Below are 16,185 nucleotides of genomic sequence, written 5' to 3' on the forward strand. Positions count from 1 at the left end.
CGTCAAATAGCGGGCGCCCCGGAAGAGAAGAGAAAAGATGCTCATCAGCCAGCGACCCTCCCTCTCCGAGGAGTCGATCAACGAGACCCGGTCCCGGTTCGCCATCGAGCCGCTGGAGCCGGGCTTCGGCTACACCCTGGGTAACTCGCTGCGGCGTACGCTGCTGTCGTCGATCCCGGGCGCGGCCGTCACCTCGATCAAGATCGACGGTGTGCTGCACGAGTTCACCACGATCCCCGGTGTCAAGGAGGACGTGGTCGAGCTCGTCATGAACATCAAGGAGCTGTGCGTCAGCTCCGAGCACGACGAGCCGGTCAGCATGTACCTGCGTAAGCAGGGTCCGGGCGACGTGACCGCGGGCGACATCCAGCCGCCGGCCGGCGTCTCGGTGCACAACCCGGATCTCAAGCTCGCCACCCTGAACGGCAAGGGCCGGCTCGACATGGAGCTGACCGTCGAGCGGGGCCGGGGCTACGTGACGGCGGCGCAGAACAAGCAGTCCGGCGCCGAGATCGGCCGTATCCCGGTCGACTCGATCTACTCGCCGGTGCTGAAGGTGACCTACCGCGTCGAGGCGACCCGTGTCGAGCAGCGCACCGACTTCGACCGGCTGATCATCGACGTCGAGACCAAGCCGTCGATGGGTCCGCGTACCGCGCTGGCCTCCGCCGGTTCGACGCTCGTGGAGCTGTTCGGGCTCGCCCGGGAGCTGGACGAGACCGCCGAGGGCATCGACATCGGGCCGTCCCCGCAGGACGCCCAGCTGGCGGCGGACCTCGCTCTGCCGATCGAGGAGCTGGACCTCACCGTCCGCTCCTACAACTGCCTCAAGCGCGAGGGCATCAACTCCGTTGGTGAGCTCATCGGGCGTACCGAGGCCGACCTCCTCGACATTCGCAACTTCGGTCAGAAGTCGATCGACGAGGTCAAGATGAAGCTCGCCGGGATGGGTCTCGGGCTGAAGGACTCGGCTCCGAACTTCGACCCGGCGCACGTCGTGGACACCTTCGGCGAGGCCGACTACGACACCGACGACTACCGCGAGACCGAGCAGCTCTAGTCCGCGCTGCCGCCACAACTGAGGAGCACCAAAAATGCCCACGCCCACCAAGGGCCCCCGCCTCGGCGGCAGCCCCTCGCACGAGCGGCTGATGCTGGCCAACCTGGCGACCGCGCTGTTCCAGCACGGGAAGATCCAGACCACCGAGACGAAGGCCCGGCGGCTGCGCCCGCTGGCCGAGCAGCTCATCACGAAGGCCAAGCGCGGTGACCTCGCCTCGCGGCGTCGGGTGCTGGGTGTCGTCAAGGACAAGGACGTGGTCTACGCCCTGTTCGACCAGATCGCGCCCCGGTACTCCAACCGCCCCGGCGGTTACACCCGGATCGTGAAGACCGGTCCGCGCAAGGGTGACAACGCGCCGATGGCCATCATCGAGCTGGTGGAGGAGCTTCAGGTCGCCGAGCCGAAGGTGAACAAGAAGACCGCCGCCCGCAAGGCCGCGCAGCAGGACAAGGTCGAGGCGCTCGCCCCGGCCGACGAGTCCCCGAAGTCGGCTCCGGCCGACCAGGACTCCGAGGCGCCGGTGTCGGCGTCCGGTGACACCGACGCCGCCCGCGAGGACAGCGACGAGGCCACCGAGAACAAGGCCTGATCAAGGGCATTGTCGGGCCCGGCACCCCATCGGGGTGTCGGGCCCGACCCGTAACAGGAGGTACGAGGTGGACGAGCGGATCCGGCTGCGGCTGGATGTCTCGTACGACGGCACCGACTTCTCCGGCTGGGCAGCCCAGCCGACCAGGCGCACCGTCGCGGGGGTGCTCGTCGAAACCCTGGACCTGGTCCTGGGCGCCGGTACGGCCACCGGCCTGACGGTGGCCGGGCGCACCGACGCGGGTGTGCACGCCACGGGGCAGGTGTGCCACGTGGACCTGCCCGTGGACGTGTGGCGGCAGCACGAGGGACGGCTGCTGCGTCGCCTGGCCCGGCTGCTCCCCACCGACGTGCGGGTACGGGCGATGACCGAGGTGCCGGCCGACTTCGACGCCCGGTTCTCGGCCACCTTCCGGCGCTACGAGTACCGGGTCACCGATGCGCCCTTCGGTGCCGAGCCGTTGCGCCGCCACGAGGTGCTGGCCTGGCCGAAGCCGTTGGACCTGGCCGCGCTGAACGCCGCCGCGACCGGGCTGGTGGGGGAGCACGACTTCGCCGCGTACTGCCGGCGCAAGGAGCACGCGACCACGCTGCGGGAGGTGACCCGGCTGGACTGGCGTCGCGACCCGGACGGCATCCTGGTCGCCACAGTGCAGGCCGACGCGTTCTGCCAGGCGATGGTGCGCAGCCTGGTGGGGGCCATGCTGGTGGCCGGGGACGGCCGCCGCCCGGTCGAGTGGCCGGGAACTCTGCTCACCCAGCGGGAGCGGTCCAGCGAGGTGACGGTGGCCCCCGCGCGCGGGCTGACCCTGGTCGCCGTCGGCTACCCGGCAGATCCGGCCGAGTATGCCCACCGCGCCACCCTCACCCGCCGGTTGCGGGTGCCGATCGAGGGTTGACCGTCGGCACTGTCAGTTGCCCGGCAGATCGCCCTGGTTGGCGTTGCTGCCGGTAGGTGCCGCCGTCGGTTGCGCGGCGGTGCCACCGTCGGCCCGGCTCTGCAGCACGCCCCGGCTGAGGTGCAGCTCGATCATGTCGAACAGGATCTCGCGGACCTTGGCGTCACCCGCCTTGACCGCAGCCCCGTCCTTGCGGACCACCAGCGCGTACGCCAGGTAGTGGCCTCGGACCTGCCAGCCGACGCGTGCCGGAGCGTTGGCCAGGACGTCGGTGCCGTCGCCGTCGTCGGCGGTGAGGCCACGGAAACGGCCCTGCCGATCGTCGAGCAGTTGCCGGAGCCGGTCTCGGGCTCGTTCGGCGCTGACCTTGTCGGTGAGGTTGAACAGGCCGGCGGTGACCAGGTGGCTGTCGTCGGGCGTACTCAGCGTGGCCCGGACGACCTGGTTGCAGCCGAGCCGGACCAGCAGGTCGGCTACCTCGTCGGTGGCGGCGACGGCGCAACTGCCGCTGGACTGTGTCTTGAGCACCTGGTAGCTCGGTTGGTCGGCGGTGAGCTTCAACTCCCTGCCGGGGAAGAGTTCCTTTGCGGTGAGCGGGGCCTGGTCGGTGTCCCGGGAGTCGAGGGCCAGCCGTTCCGCCGGTGCCGACGTCGGGGCGGCGTTCGGCTGGTACGTCGGGTTGCTCTGCGGCTGCTCGTTGCGGTTGCTGAGCAGCGCGGCGGCGCCGAGGCCGCAGAGGGCGAGCAGCACCAGGACGGCTGCGCCGCCGATCAGTACCTGCCACAGTCGGCCGCCGCCGCGCCGGGTGGGCGGCTCCGCCGACGTCGCCGAGGTGTAGATCTGGCTGCGCGGTGGGGCGGGTGGGATGTCGGCGCGTGTCGGCAGCGGCTGGGGCGCATCGGCGCGGGCGGCCGGCCCGTGCTGCGGCACATCGGCACGAGCCGGCGCCGGCTGTGACGAGGGCAGCGAGAGCTGGTTCGGCCGGGGCAGCGACGGCGTGGGGAAGCGCGACGGAGAGGGCCCGGCCGCCGGGGGCGGACCGGCGCCGAGCACCGACAGGTCGGACCCGGGCTCCGGGTACTCCTCGAAAGCGTCCTCATCGGACTGGTACCGATACACCATGTCGCCTAGAGTAGGAGCCATTGTCCCTTTAGGGGGTAATATTGGGGAAATGTGCCTGTGGGCCGCGTCAGGTCCGCCCCGGACCGGTGCGAGAATTGCCGGGTGACCGGCGACCACTACTTCACCGCTCAGCCCACCAGCGACGCCCCGGCGCGCGAGGTCGAGTTCTCCGTCGCCGACCGCGACTACCGGCTCGCCTCGGCCGGCGGGGTCTTCTCCGCCAGCCGGCTCGACCCGGGCACCGCAGTGCTGCTGCGCAAGGCCGAGCTGCCCGCCGCCGACACCACCGGCGACCTGCTCGACCTCGGCTGCGGGTTCGGGCCGATCAGCTGCGTGCTGGCCGACCTCGCGCCCGCCAGCACCATCTGGGCGGTCGACGTCAACGCCCGGGCCCGCGAGCTGACCGCCGCCAACGCGGCTCGGGTCGGCGCCGCCGACCGGGTCCGGGTCAGCGCGCCCGACGATGTTCCGGACGGCCTCCGCTTCGCCCAGATCTGGTCGAACCCGCCCATCCGAATCGGCAAGGACGGGTTGCACGACCTGTTGCTGCGGTGGCTGCCCCGACTCGCCCCGGACGGCGTCGGCTGGCTGGTAGTCGCTCGGCACCTCGGCGGCGACTCGCTGCAACGCTGGCTCACCGAGCAGAGCTGGCAGGTCGAGCGGTACGCCAGCCAAAAGGGCTTCCGGGTGCTGCGCGTCACCCGGTAATTGGATATACCCCCCGACCCTCGTTGGGGCAGGATCCCGGCGTGGGATACGTGGACGTGGCAGCGGTCGGGCACATCCTGCCCGACGGTCGGGAACTCTTCGCCGACGTGTCGTTCCGGGTCGGGGAGGGCAGCAAGGTCGCCCTCGTCGGGCCGAACGGCGCGGGAAAGACGACGCTGCTGAGGATGGTCGCCGGCGACCTGCCGGTACGCAGCGGCGTCGTCGCACGGGCCGGCGGGCTGGGTGTGATGCGCCAGTTCATCGGCATGATCGGCGACGAGTCGACCCTCGCCGACCTGGCGCTGTCGCTGGCCCCGCCGGCGCTTCGCGACGCCGGCCGGCGGCTCGCCGAGACCGAGGCGGCCATGCGGGCGGCCGAGGCCCACGGCAAGTTCAGCAACGCCGCGGGCAAGGCCCAGCTGGCGTACGCCGATGCGCTCGGTGCCTGGGGCGAGGCCGGCGGGTACGACGCCGAGGTGCTCTTCGACACCGTCGCGACAATAGTGCTCGGCCAGCCGTGGGACGCCGTACGGGAGCGTCCGGTGCGTACCCTCTCCGGCGGCCAGCAGAAGCGCTTCGCCCTGGAGCTGCTGCTGCGCGGCCCGGACGAGGTGCTGCTGCTCGACGAACCGGACAACTTCCTCGACGTGCCCGGCAAACGCTGGCTGGAGGCGCGACTGCGCGAGTCGACGAAGTCGGTGCTCTACGTCTCGCACGACCGTGAGCTGCTGGCCCAGAGCGCCGACCGGGTGGTCGCCGTCGAGGGCGGCAGCGCCTGGGTGCACCCGGGCGGCTTCGCCAGCTGGTACGAGGCGCGGGTGGCCCGGCACGCCCGCCTCGACGAGCTGCGCCGACGCTGGGACGAGGAGCACCAGAAGCTGCGTGACCTGGTGCTGATGTACAAGCAGAAGGCCGCGTACAACGACGGGTTGGCCTCGCGCTACCAGGCCGCGCAGACCCGGCTGCGCAAGTTCGAGGAGGCCGGGCCGCCGCCCGTACCCCCCAAGGACCAGGACATCCGGATGCGCCTGTCCGGCGGGCGGACCGGCAAGCGCGCGGTCGTCTGCGAGCAGCTGGAGCTCGACGGCCTGACATTCCCCTTCGACCTGGAGATCTGGTACGGCGACCGGGTCGCGGTGCTCGGCGCCAACGGCACCGGCAAGTCGCACTTCCTGCGGTTGCTGGCCCGTGGCGGCACCGACCCCGACCCGGCGAACGGGCCGGTCGACGGGGCGGGCGCGCTCACGCCGGTGACGCACGAGGGCATGGCCCGCCTTGGCGCCCGGGTCCGCCCCGGGCACTTCTCCCAGACCCACGACCGGCCGGAGCTGATGTCGAAGACGCTCGTCGAGATCCTCTGGCGCGGCGACGAGCACCGCACCGGAATGGACCGGCACGCGGCGATGGGGGTGCTCAGTCGCTACGAGCTGGCCGCGCAGGGCGACCAGCGCTTCGGCACGCTCTCCGGCGGGCAGCAGGCCCGATTCCTGGTGCTGCTGCTGGAGCTGTCCGGGGCGACACTGCTGCTGCTCGACGAGCCCACCGACAACCTCGACCTGGCCAGCGCGGAAGCGCTCGAAACGGGCCTGAACGCCTTCGAGGGGACGGTCATCGCGGTGACCCACGACCGTTGGTTCACCCGCTCGTTCGACAGGTTCGTGCTGTTCCGGGGCGACAGCGAGGTGGTGGAGACCCCGGAACCGGTCTGGGACGTCGGGTGATCCCCACCGACCTGCCCGACCGCCTGTGCGGCGTCGAGGGGGTGGTCGCCGTGGCGCTCGGTGGCAGCCGGGCCCGCGGCGAGCACCGCCCCGACTCCGACTGGGACCTGGGCCTGTACTACAAGGACGGGCTGGACGTGCCGGCGTTGCGGGCGGTGGCCGCGACCGTCGCGGATGACCCCGAAGTAGTTCTCACCGCCCCGGGTGGTTGGGGGCCCTGGGTCGACGGTGGTGGTTGGCTGCGAATCGGCGGGGTCGCCGTGGACTGGATCTACCGGGATCTCGACCGGGTGCACCGCGCCTGGACGGAATGCCAGGTCGGCCGGTACGAGGTCGGCGTGCAGGCCGGGCACCCACTCGGTTTCTACTCGTCCGCCTACGTCGGCGAAGTGGCGCTGTGCCAGGTGCTGGCGGATCCGGCCGGCCAGCTGACCCGCCTGAAGGAGCAGACCCGGGACTATCCACCCGCGCTGGCCGACGCGCTGGTGGCCGGCGGCTGGGAGGCCGGGTTTCTGCTCAGCGGCGCGGCCAAGGCCGCCGTCGGCGGGGACAGCGGGTACGTCGCCGGCTGCCTGTTCCGGACGATCGGGGTGCTCGCCCAGGTGCTGCACGCCCGGGCGGGCCGGTGGTTGGTCAACGAGAAGGGGATGATCGCCGCCGCGGGGCGGCTGCCCGGGGCCCCGCCACACTTCGAGCAGCGGGCGCAGGCTCTGCTCGGCGCCGTCGGCCGCCGCCCCGCCGAGCTGGCCGCCACCGTCGGAGCCGCCCGTGAGCTGGTCACCGAGGTGGTCGGCTGAGCCGCCGCCGAGGTGGCCTGCGCTCGGTGGACATAGGGTGGATCTCGTGACTGAGTTAACGCTTACCCACGGATGAATCCAGGGGATTTCCGGCTCGGACCGCATTCGACCCCGCATCCCGAAGGGAGGTGGTCACATGCCTTACGTCGTCAGCACCGGCACGGTCGCGCTCTACCGTGGCGAGGATCGTCCTCGCGGCGTTGAGGTCGCGGCAGGCGGTGAAACCGCAGGCAGCGCACTCGAAAATTCTGACATTCAAACCGATGCGCTGCTTGGCTTTCGCCGCGCACGAGGAACACGTCATGGTTGTGTAGGCGGGCGGAACCAGCACCACCTTTCGGCCCGCCCGCGTGCCCTGCTGGATCAGTTCCCGCTTCGCCGTGCCGATCGCGGCGTCAGCGGCTTTACGTGCCATCGTGGACCTGGTCAGGAACGTCGGTTTGAAGTCTTCCACGGCGATCACCTGGTGGTGGTCGACGACTCGTTTCGCCCACTGGCGGGAGTCGTGGATGTTCTGTCGGGGAGCTTTCTTGTGCAACTTCGCCGCCGCGCGCTTGGCCCTTCGGTAGCCGTTGGACTGCGCATGGCCCTGCGGGCGGCGTCGGCGGGCCATCTTCCGCTGCGCCCTGGCCAACTCAGCGGCGCACCGCTTGCGATGCCCGAGGTGCGGCAAATCGAATCGGGCATCGGTGGTCGTGGCGGTGGTCTTCACGCCCCAGTCAACGCCGATCGACTTGGACGCCTCGGGTGTGGCGGCGGCCTCGCGGCGGACGACGAACGACGCGTACCAGTGGCCAAGGCTGTCTTGGTAGACGCGCACGCTGGTCGGCGGAGACGGCAGGTCCCGGGACCAGACGACGGGCATGCTGATGCCACCGGCAAGGCGCAGCCGCGTTTCGGCGATGGTGAAGCCACGCAGGGTGTACTCCATGCTGGGCAGCGACCGTTTTCGGGTCTTCACCTTCGGCCGTCCCCGGCCTTTGACGGTGAACGAGTGGCGCAGCGCGGCCGCGTACGTGCGCAGGGTCTGTTGCTGAGCGACCTGCGAGCCGGCGCGCAGCCAAGCGTTTCTGGCGCGGGCTTCAGTGAGCATCTTGGACAGCCCGCCGAAGGTGGGCTTCGCGCCAACCTCCTGCTGGTGCACGGCTTCGTTCCATAGGAATCGGCAGCGGCCCCATTCGGCGAGCAGTGCGGCCGTCGCGGTCGCGGCGGGGCGCAGCCGGTAGGTGTAGCGCACTACCTCCATCACAACAATCACTATAAATCTCGACGGCAGATAGTGCCGGGACGTTCGAGGTGGAAATCCAGACTGCCAATCTTTTGGAGCAATGGCCATTTCGTCGCCACAACCGGCGGCACGATCTCAGAGGTGGTCAACGTTATGTCGATAACCAGCGCAACGTGTGCATTGATTCCGCACCTCAACCTGATTAAAGACGAGGGTGTCTCATGAACGACCAAATGACCTATCGCCGGCTGGGCGACTCCGGGCTCGTGGTGTCCGTGGTCGGCATCGGCTGCAACAACTTCGGCCGCAAACTTGACCTCGACGGCACCCGGGCGGTGGTGGACGCCGCGCTGGACGCCGGGATCAACCTCTTCGACACCGCCGACATCTACGGCGAGCCGCAGGGCAGCTCCGAGGAACTGCTCGGGCAGGCGCTCAAGGGACGCCGGGACGACGTGGTGGTGGCCACCAAGTTCGGCATGGACATGAACGGCCTCAACGGGCCGGACTACGGCGCGCGGGGTGCGCGGCGCTACATCGCCCGCGCTGTGGAGGCGTCGCTGCGCCGGCTCGGCACCGACCACATCGACCTGTACCAGATGCACGAGCCCGACCCGGGCACGCCGATCGACGAGACCCTCGCCGCCCTGGACGACCTGGTCCGCGACGGAAAGGTCCGCTACCTGGGCAACTCCAACTTCGCCGGCTGGCAGATCGCCGACGCGGACTGGGTCGCCTCGTCCAACGGTCGGTCCCGCTTCATCAGCGCGCAGAACCACTACAGCCTGGTGGAGCGCTCGGTGGAGGCCGAGGTGATCCCTGCCTGTGAGCGGTTCGGCCTCGGCATGCTGCCGTTCTTCCCGCTCGCCAACGGTCTGCTCACCGGCAAGTACAAGCGCGAGGCTCAGCCGCCGGCCGGCAGCCGGCTCTCCGGCGGTGGCCGGTACGCGGAGCGGCTCGCCGCGGCCGACTGGGACACCATCGAGGCGATCGAGGCGTACGCGGCCGAGCGGGGTCTGACGATGCTCCAGGTGGCGATCGGCGGGCTGGCCGCCCAGCCGGCGGTGACCTCGGTGATCGCCGGTGCCACCACGCCCGAGCAGGTGCGTGCCAACGCCGCCGCTGGCGTCTGGGAGCCCAGCGACGACGATCTGGCGGCGCTGCGCGCCGTCCTCTGAGCGCTGCGGGCCGTGCGCTGCGTCGCGCGCGGGCGCGCGCTGCGTCGCGCGCGCGTGCGCTGCGCATGATCCACTCGCGTTCCTTGAAGTCGGGGTGACCTGCAGTCCGGGAAGCCCCGACTTCGAGGAGGCCGAGTCGATCACCAGCCGATCGAACGACACCGGGCCGGGCCGCTCGTCGCGGCCCGGCCCGGTCCTGTGCGTGGGCGCCGGAGCGCCGGTCTACCAGCTGGTGCGCTGGTCGGTCTAGCTGATGCGGCGGCGGCCGAACAGCATGGCCACGCCCATGGCGGCGGCGATGAGCACGAGACCGGCCGCCGCGAACGGCCACCAGTCCGCTCCGCCGCCGTCCGCCGGCTCGGTCACCGCGACCGGCTTGGGTGCCGGCGGTGACTGCGCCGCCTTCGCCTGCACCGTGGCGGTGGCCTTGCTCTGAAGTGGAGCGGGGGAGTTCACCGACACCTTCCACGTTCCGGTGGAGAGCACCGGGCCGCTGCTGTAGAAGCCGTGCCCCTCGGGCTGCGGTTCGAGCTGCACCGGCCCGACCCGCTGCCCGTCCGGGCCGGTGGCGGTGAGGACCAACCGCACCACCTGCTCGAGCCGGCGGCCATCGGCGTAGGTGGCCTGGATGGTGACGCCCTGAGCCCCGTCGCCGGCCACAGTGAGTTTGAGCTTGTCGGCCTGCGCCGCCGGGGCGGCCTTGTCAGCCTGTGCAGCCGGGGCGGCCTGAGCGGCCTGCGCTGCCGCCGGGGCGGCGGCGGACAGGGTCACTGCCAGTCCGACGAACACGGCGGCCAGGATCTTGCGGATACCCGTCACGGACATCTCCTCCCTACCGATGAGGGAGGCCCCTCCCCGACGCCGTAGCGCCGGGGAGGGGCCTCGTCGGATCAGAGCTGACGACCGGGTGCCAGCCGGGTGGCATCGCCACCGAGCCGCCCGGTGCCCTTTACCGAGTCGCCGCCGTTCGCCTTGACCCCGGCCTTGCTGGCCGCTCCGCCGAGCCGAACGATCATGGCGTCGGCGTCCCGGATCAGGACGTCCCGGACCTCCGCCTCGGGCACCAGCGTGGCGTCGCTGGCGAGCGTCCGGAACGCGGTCAGCTGCCGGACGGCAGCCTTGTCGTCGCCGGCCGCCTCGGACGCGCGAACAGCGTCGAGCTTGTTCGACAGCTGCTTGTGCGCCTTGGTCGAGAGCCGCCCCGTCGCCTTGAACCGGTCCAGCAGACTCTGCATGTCCCGGAACGAGGTGGTGACGAAGAACCGGACCGTCGAGGTGGTCTTGTTGCCCGCCTTGTCGGTAGCGGTAACGGTCAGCTCGTGCAGGCCGAGCGACAGGTCGTACATGGCCTGCAGAGTGCCGCTGGTGTACGCCTGGCCGTCGAGCTGACCGACCACGCTCGCGATGCCCGAGGTCGGGTCAACGGCCTGCCAGGCCACCCGGACGTCCTGGCTGTCGCCGTAGAGCTGGCCGTCGGCCAGCCCGGACACCAGCAGCGTCGGCTTGGTGCCGTCGATGCGCAGCACCGCCGACTTCAGCGTCTCGACGTTGCCAGCCTTGTCCGCCGAGCGGAACAGCAGCTCGTGCTGCCCGTCGCCGGTCACCTCGATCGGCGTCGAGTACGGCGCCCACGCGCCACCGTCCAGCGACCACTCCACCGTCTTGACGCCGGAACCGGCGTCGGTGGCGGCCAGCACGACCGGGATGGTCCCGTTGTGCCAACCGGCGTCGTTCGCCGGAGCGAACGTCGCCGAGGTCACCGGCGCTGTGGCGTCGATCTTGACCGAGACGGTCTTGGTCGCCTCCACGTTGCCGGCCTTGTCCGTCGAGCGGAACCGGAGCTCGTGCTCGCCGTCCCCGCTGACCGCCACCGGAGCGGTGTACGCCGTCCAGGTGGTGGCCCCGTCCAGCTGGTACTCCGTACCGGCGAGGCCGCTACCGCCGGCCTCGTCGGCACCGGTGAGCGTGATCGTCACCGGCCCGGTGTGCCACCCGTCGGTCGGGGTGCCGGAAACCGCCGAGGTGGTCACCGGCGCCGTCTCGTCGGCCACCTTCGTGCTGAGCCGGAAGTAGTCGAACGAGGCGGTCTTCGACGCCGTCTGGTTGGCGCCGAGGGTGAACAGCCCCACCTTCGGGGTGGCCCCGACCGCGCTGGTGGTCAGCGCCGTCAACGCGGTCCACGTCGTCCCGTCGGCCGAGTACGACGCGGTGAACGTGTCGCCCGTGCGGGCCAGCCGCAGGTGCCACACCGCCGAGGTCAGGTTGCCCGCCTCGGGCTGCGGGTTCTGGACCACCCCGGCGATCTCGCTGCGGAACTCGATCCGCCGCGTCACCGCCTGGCCGGCCTGGTTGTCCGCGATGAAGTCGAACTTCACGTAGTTGTCGTCGTCGGCCTGCACGAGCAGACCGGCCTGCTGGTACTGCTCGTTCAGCAGGCTGCCGTCGACCTTCGTCTCCAGGGTCCAGTCGCCGGACGGCGCGGTCTGGAGGATGAAGTTCTTCGGCCCTGTGTTGTCGGTGCCGTAGATGTCACCGTTGGGCACGTCGATCCGCAGCGCGCCATCGGTGACCCGGTAACCGCTCGGGTCCTCCCGCGTCACGGCGTCCCACCGGCACTTGTCGAGCGTGCTGCCGGTGAACTCGTCCGACGGGTCGACCGGGCCGGCCGGAGCGTCCGGCGTGACCTGGAACGAGTCGAACGCGGCGTCGACAACCGGCGCCTCGGTGCCTCCGTTGAGCGCGAAGACCCCGATCCGCGGGTTGGTGATGCCCTCAAGCGCGGCCGGACGGCCGACCGGGGTGAAGGTCTGCCCGTCGCCCGAGGCGGACGCGGTCAGGTTCGTGCCGTCGCTGGTGATCCGCAGGTACACGGTGTCACCCGCCGGTGCGTTGGTGGCGTCGGCGGCCTCGTTGCGAGGAGTGGCCGCCGTCTCCCGGATGAACTCCACCCGCCGGCTGCCGTTGTACAGCAGGTCCACCTTGGCGTAGTTGTCGTCGTCGCCGTACACCAGCAGGCCGGCCTGCTGGTAGTTGGCAGTCACCGGCAGCGTGACCTTGGTGGTCATCTCCCATGCGCCGGTCGGGGCCGCCTGGAGCACCAGGTTGGTGGCGTCGTTGCGAGCGCCGTAGAGGTCACCCACGCCGGTGGGCAGCCGCAGGGCGCCGCCACTGAGCGAGTAGAGCTGGTTCTCCCGGACGACGCTGGTCCAGCGCTCCTTGTCGAGGCTGTTGCCGTTGAAGTCGTCCGAACGCGCCCCGAAGCAGGACGTGTCCGGCGCGTCGACCCGCACCGGCACCGTGGCGTACGACTTGGCGCCCTTGCTGTCGGTCACCGTGAGGGTGGCCGTGAAGGTGCCCGCGCTGGTGTAGGTGTGGCTGGCGTCCAGTGTGGTCGCCGAGCCTCCGTCACCGAAGTCCCAGGCGTACGTCAACGGGGTGTCGCCCTCGGCGTCGGTGGCCGTGCCGTCGAAGGCGACGGTGACCGGTGCGGTGCCGGTGGCCGGGGTGGCAGTGGCGCTGACCACCGGCGGCCCGTTCTCGGTGACACCGCGGCCGACGAAGTCCATCCAGTTGACGTTGAACAGCGAACCCGTTCCGCCGTTCGGATCGCGGGCCAGGAAGTACAGCGAGCCGCTCGCCGCGCCGGTGACCGGTGCGCTCACGTCCGTGTACGTCTGCCACGCGCCGGTCGACGGTACGACGGCCGTGGCGACCACCGGTCCGTCGACGGCACCCGCGCGCACCTCGATCCGACCGCCAGCGGCGGCGGAGGCGGCCCGGAACCGAATCTCGGTGATGTTGGTCAGGTCCGCCGGAGCGACCGACCACCAGTCGCCGTCCTCGATGAACGCGATGCTCTGGCCGCCACCGGCGGTGTCGGCGCCGGCCTCCCGCTGCACGCCGGGGTCTCCACCGCCGGTGCTCACCGGGGCACGCCCGGTGGCGGTGAAGTACTCGGCCTGCTTCTGCTTCGGCTGGAGGACCTCGATCTGCCGACCGGTCAGGGCACCGGCGCCGCCGGCACCACCCTCGTCGGTGTAGGTCGCCTCGAAGACAGCGAAGACGTTCGCCTCGGCGCCGTGCCCGGAGGCGAGCGACGTCTGGACGGTGCCGGTGCAGCCGGTGTGCTGCTCCAGCGGGTGGGCGTGCTCGTCGTGACCGAGCAGCACCTGAAGCCCCACCCGGTCACAGTCGATCTGCCCGTCCTCGGGGTCGGTCACCTTGATCGAGTAGCGGACCTGGTCGCCCCAGTTGAAGAACCCACCGTCCGGCGGGAACTCGATGGTCACCGTCGGCGCGGTGTTGCCCACGGTGACCGGCACGTTGGCCACCGCGGTCCGGCCCTTGGGGTTGGTGACGGTGAGCTGGGCGGTGTAGTTGCCCGCCGTGGCGTACGTGTGGGTCGGGTTGGCCTCGGTCGAGGTCTGCCCGTCGCCGAACGTCCAGGCGTAGGTGAGCGTGCCACCGTCCGGGTCTCGGGAACCGGCGCTGGAGAAGGTGACAGTCAACGGCGCCGGACCCGAGGTCGGGTTGGCGGACGCCGCGGCGATCGGGGCGCGGTCACCGGCGGTGTAGTCGATCCGGTAGACGCCCGAGTTGTCGTTGTTGCCGCCGAAGCCGCTGCCCCACTCGATCAGGTACAGCGCCCCGTCCGGGCCGAACTCGAAGTCCATCGGCCGGACCATGCTCATGCCGGTGAGCAGCTGGTTGATGTCCACCAACGACTTACCGTCGGGGGTCAGCTGCATGGTGTACATCTTGTTCTGGTTCCACTCGCCGAGCAGAGCCTTGCCGTCGTAGTACGCCGGCCACTTGCGGTTCGAGTTCAGGTCGGCGTCGTAGCGGTAGACCGGGCCGCCCATCGGGGCGCCGCCGCCACCGATCTCCGGGTAACGCGCGTCACCGGCGTACCCGTAGTCGACCGTCGCCGGGACCACCGGCGGGAGGTTGGTCAGGCCCGTGTTGTTGGGCGAGTTGTTCACCGGGGCGGCGCAGTCGAACTTCGGACCGCTCGGGCCGGACGGGAACGTGTAGTCGTTGTACGCCTCGTTCGTGCCCGTGCAGTACGGCCAGCCGTAGTTGCCCGGGGTGACGACGTTCCACTCGACCAGACCGCGGGGGCCCCGGTTCGGGTTGTCCGTGTTGGCGTCCGGTCCGTAGTCCGCGACGTACAGCGTGTTGGTCTTCGGGTCGGTGCCGATCCGGAACGGGTTGCGGAAGCCCATCGCGTAGATCTCGGGACGGGTCTTCTCGGTGCCCGCCGCGAAGAGGTTGCCCGCCGGAACGGTGTACGTCCCGTCGTCCTCCGGGTGGATCCGGATCACCTTGCCGCGCAGGTCGTTGGTGTTGCCGGAGGTGCGCTGCGCGTCGTAGTCCTGGCGACCCGCCCGCTCGTCGATCGGCGAGTACGAGTTCGACTCGAACGGGTTGGTGTTGTCACCGGTGGCCAGGTAGAGGTTGCCGTCGCCGTCGAAGGCCATGCTGCCGCCGGCGTGGCAGCAGGTGTTGCGTTGGGTGTCGACCCGTAGCACCTGCTTCTCGCTGGCCAGGCTGATGGTGTCGCCGGTGACGGTGAAACGGGACAGCAGGTTGCGGGTGACCCCGTCGTTCGGGGCGTAGTACAGGTACACCCAGTTGTTTGTGGCGAAGTCCGGGTCGAGCCGGATGCCGATGAGGCCGTCCTCGTTACCGGTGAAGACGTCCAGGTCGACGGCGGTGACGGTGTTGCCGGTGTCCGGCTTCACGATCTGCACGCGACCGTCGCGCTCGATGTAGAAGACCCGCCCGTCGGGGGCGACGTCCAGCTCCATCGGGTTGCTGGTGTTGCTGTCCAGCGTGACCTTCTCGAAGTTCGAGGTCTTCGAGGCGCCGCAGTCGGCGTTCTCGACGCCGGCCGCGGTGCGGATGCCGCCGAGCAGGTGGGAGAGGAACTCGGGCTCGGCGTACGACTCCCGGGTGTGCCCGCCGCCCGTGTACCAGGAGCGGCCACCGTCGTAGTCCTGACACCAGGCGATCGGGTGGTCAGCACCCATCGCGCCGGCACCGGCGGTGTAGCTCTTCTCGTCCAGGCTGGCCAGCACGTGCACGTCCGGCCGGGGGTTGGTCTGGTAGTTGTACCACTCGTCGAACCGGGACCACCGGTCCGGCAGACCGGCGGTGGACGGGTGGGCGTGGTCCTCCACCTTGACAGTGGCCTGCTGGTTCTGCGGGTGGTTGGCGAAGTACGCGCCGACCAGGTCGCCGTACCAGGCCCAGCTGTACTCGGTGTCCGACGCGGCGTGGATGCCGACGTAACCGCCACCGGCCTTCACGTAGCGCTCGAACGCCGCCTGCTGGTCGGCGTTGAGCACGTCACCGGTGGTGGAGAGCCAGATCACGGCCTTGTACTTCGCCAGGTTGGCGTCGTTGAATGCGGCGCCGTCCTCGGAGTTGTCAACAGTGAATCCGTTGTCGACGCCGAGCTGCTGGAGGGCGGCGACGCCGGTGGGGATGGAGTCGTGCCGGAAGCCGGCGGTCTTGGAGAAGACGAGGACGGAGAAGGGATCGGCCGCGGCCTTTGGCGCCTTCGGCGCCACCTGGCTGACCGGGGCTGCGGCTTTCGCATCCCGTGGGAGAACCTGGGCGGCCGCCTGCGCGGGCGCGCCGAACAGGGTGGTCGAGGCCATGGCCAGGGAGATCAGGGTTGCGGTGATGGGTAAGCGGGCACGACGAGAACGGGACACGCCGCCTCCTGTGTCGTAGTGACAGAGCTCGCGGGAGTCGGCTCGCCGAAGGCCGTCCCTGATGGAGCCGGTGGTCACACCCTGCCAGGGTGCCCCCACCGACATTTTGTCGAATCGCTGAACAAATTAATTCGGCTGGCTCGATGTCGGGCAAGATGC

At 70.3% G+C, this 16,185-nt stretch carries 11 protein-coding genes; 7 read left to right on the forward strand and 4 right to left on the reverse strand.

Going from position 1 to position 16,185, the window contains the following annotated elements; translation table 11 throughout:
* The first annotated feature begins 37 nt into the window (after window positions 1-37).
* The 3 genes from OG992_RS24645 to truA all read left to right on the forward strand — a co-directional run bounded on the left by OG992_RS24645 (window position 38) and on the right by truA (window position 2,550).
* On the forward strand, window positions 38-1,060 hold the full coding sequence (locus OG992_RS24645; protein ID WP_007465227.1) for a DNA-directed RNA polymerase subunit alpha: 1,023 nt from the start codon (window positions 38-40) through the stop codon (window positions 1,058-1,060).
* Window positions 1,061-1,094: 34 nt separating this feature from the next.
* Window positions 1,095-1,652 carry a 50S ribosomal protein L17 gene (rplQ, locus tag OG992_RS24650; protein ID WP_238687832.1) on the forward strand — a complete coding sequence of 186 codons (558 nt, stop codon included), beginning with the start codon at window positions 1,095-1,097 and terminating at the stop codon, window positions 1,650-1,652.
* A 67-nt stretch (window positions 1,653-1,719) separates the two neighbouring features.
* Window positions 1,720-2,550 carry a tRNA pseudouridine(38-40) synthase TruA gene (truA, locus tag OG992_RS24655; protein WP_112601259.1) on the forward strand — a complete coding sequence of 277 codons (831 nt, stop codon included), beginning with the start codon at window positions 1,720-1,722 and terminating at the stop codon, window positions 2,548-2,550.
* A gap of 12 nt (window positions 2,551-2,562) precedes the next feature.
* Here the strand turns inward: truA and OG992_RS24660 are convergent, their stop codons facing one another.
* Window positions 2,563-3,672, reverse strand: a complete 1,110-nt coding sequence (locus OG992_RS24660) for a hypothetical protein (protein WP_238687830.1) — start codon at window positions 3,670-3,672, stop codon at window positions 2,563-2,565.
* Between the two features lie 102 nt (window positions 3,673-3,774).
* Here OG992_RS24660 and OG992_RS24665 point away from each other — a divergent pair, with 102 nt between their 5' ends.
* From OG992_RS24665 to OG992_RS24675, 3 genes are read left to right on the forward strand one after another with little or no spacing between them, the layout of a single operon-like run.
* Window positions 3,775-4,380: a class I SAM-dependent methyltransferase gene (locus OG992_RS24665; RefSeq protein WP_266304406.1), complete on the forward strand. Its 606-nt coding sequence runs from the start codon at window positions 3,775-3,777 to the stop codon at window positions 4,378-4,380.
* Between the two features lie 41 nt (window positions 4,381-4,421).
* On the forward strand, window positions 4,422-6,101 hold the full coding sequence (locus OG992_RS24670) for an ABC-F family ATP-binding cassette domain-containing protein (RefSeq protein WP_238687828.1): 1,680 nt from the start codon (window positions 4,422-4,424) through the stop codon (window positions 6,099-6,101).
* Complete coding sequence (locus OG992_RS24675) at window positions 6,098-6,898, forward strand: nucleotidyltransferase domain-containing protein (RefSeq protein WP_266304407.1); 801 nt, start codon at window positions 6,098-6,100, stop codon at window positions 6,896-6,898. Before OG992_RS24670 ends, OG992_RS24675 begins: the two co-directional genes overlap by 4 nt.
* A gap of 55 nt (window positions 6,899-6,953) precedes the next feature.
* Here OG992_RS24675 and OG992_RS24680 read toward each other — a convergent pair whose 3' ends face one another.
* Entirely contained in the window at window positions 6,954-8,144 is a 1,191-nt protein-coding gene (locus OG992_RS24680; RefSeq protein WP_266305269.1) for a transposase, read from the reverse strand.
* Window positions 8,145-8,359: 215 nt separating this feature from the next.
* Between OG992_RS24680 and OG992_RS24685 the strand changes: the two genes are divergently transcribed.
* Window positions 8,360-9,304 carry an aldo/keto reductase gene (locus OG992_RS24685; RefSeq protein WP_266305270.1) on the forward strand — a complete coding sequence of 315 codons (945 nt, stop codon included), beginning with the start codon at window positions 8,360-8,362 and terminating at the stop codon, window positions 9,302-9,304.
* A gap of 246 nt (window positions 9,305-9,550) precedes the next feature.
* Here OG992_RS24685 and OG992_RS24690 read toward each other — a convergent pair whose 3' ends face one another.
* Both OG992_RS24690 and OG992_RS24695 read right to left on the reverse strand, forming a co-directional pair.
* Window positions 9,551-10,129 (reverse strand): hypothetical protein, encoded by a 579-nt coding sequence (locus tag OG992_RS24690; protein WP_266304408.1) that lies wholly within the window; start codon window positions 10,127-10,129, stop codon window positions 9,551-9,553.
* A gap of 65 nt (window positions 10,130-10,194) precedes the next feature.
* Complete coding sequence (locus tag OG992_RS24695; protein WP_266304409.1) at window positions 10,195-16,026, reverse strand: ThuA domain-containing protein; 5,832 nt, start codon at window positions 16,024-16,026, stop codon at window positions 10,195-10,197.
* Window positions 16,027-16,185 lie beyond the last annotated feature (159 nt).

It is taken from the genome of Micromonospora sp. NBC_00362 (genome assembly GCF_026342155.1).
Taxonomy (GTDB): Bacteria; Actinomycetota; Actinomycetes; order Mycobacteriales; family Micromonosporaceae; genus Micromonospora; species Micromonospora hortensis.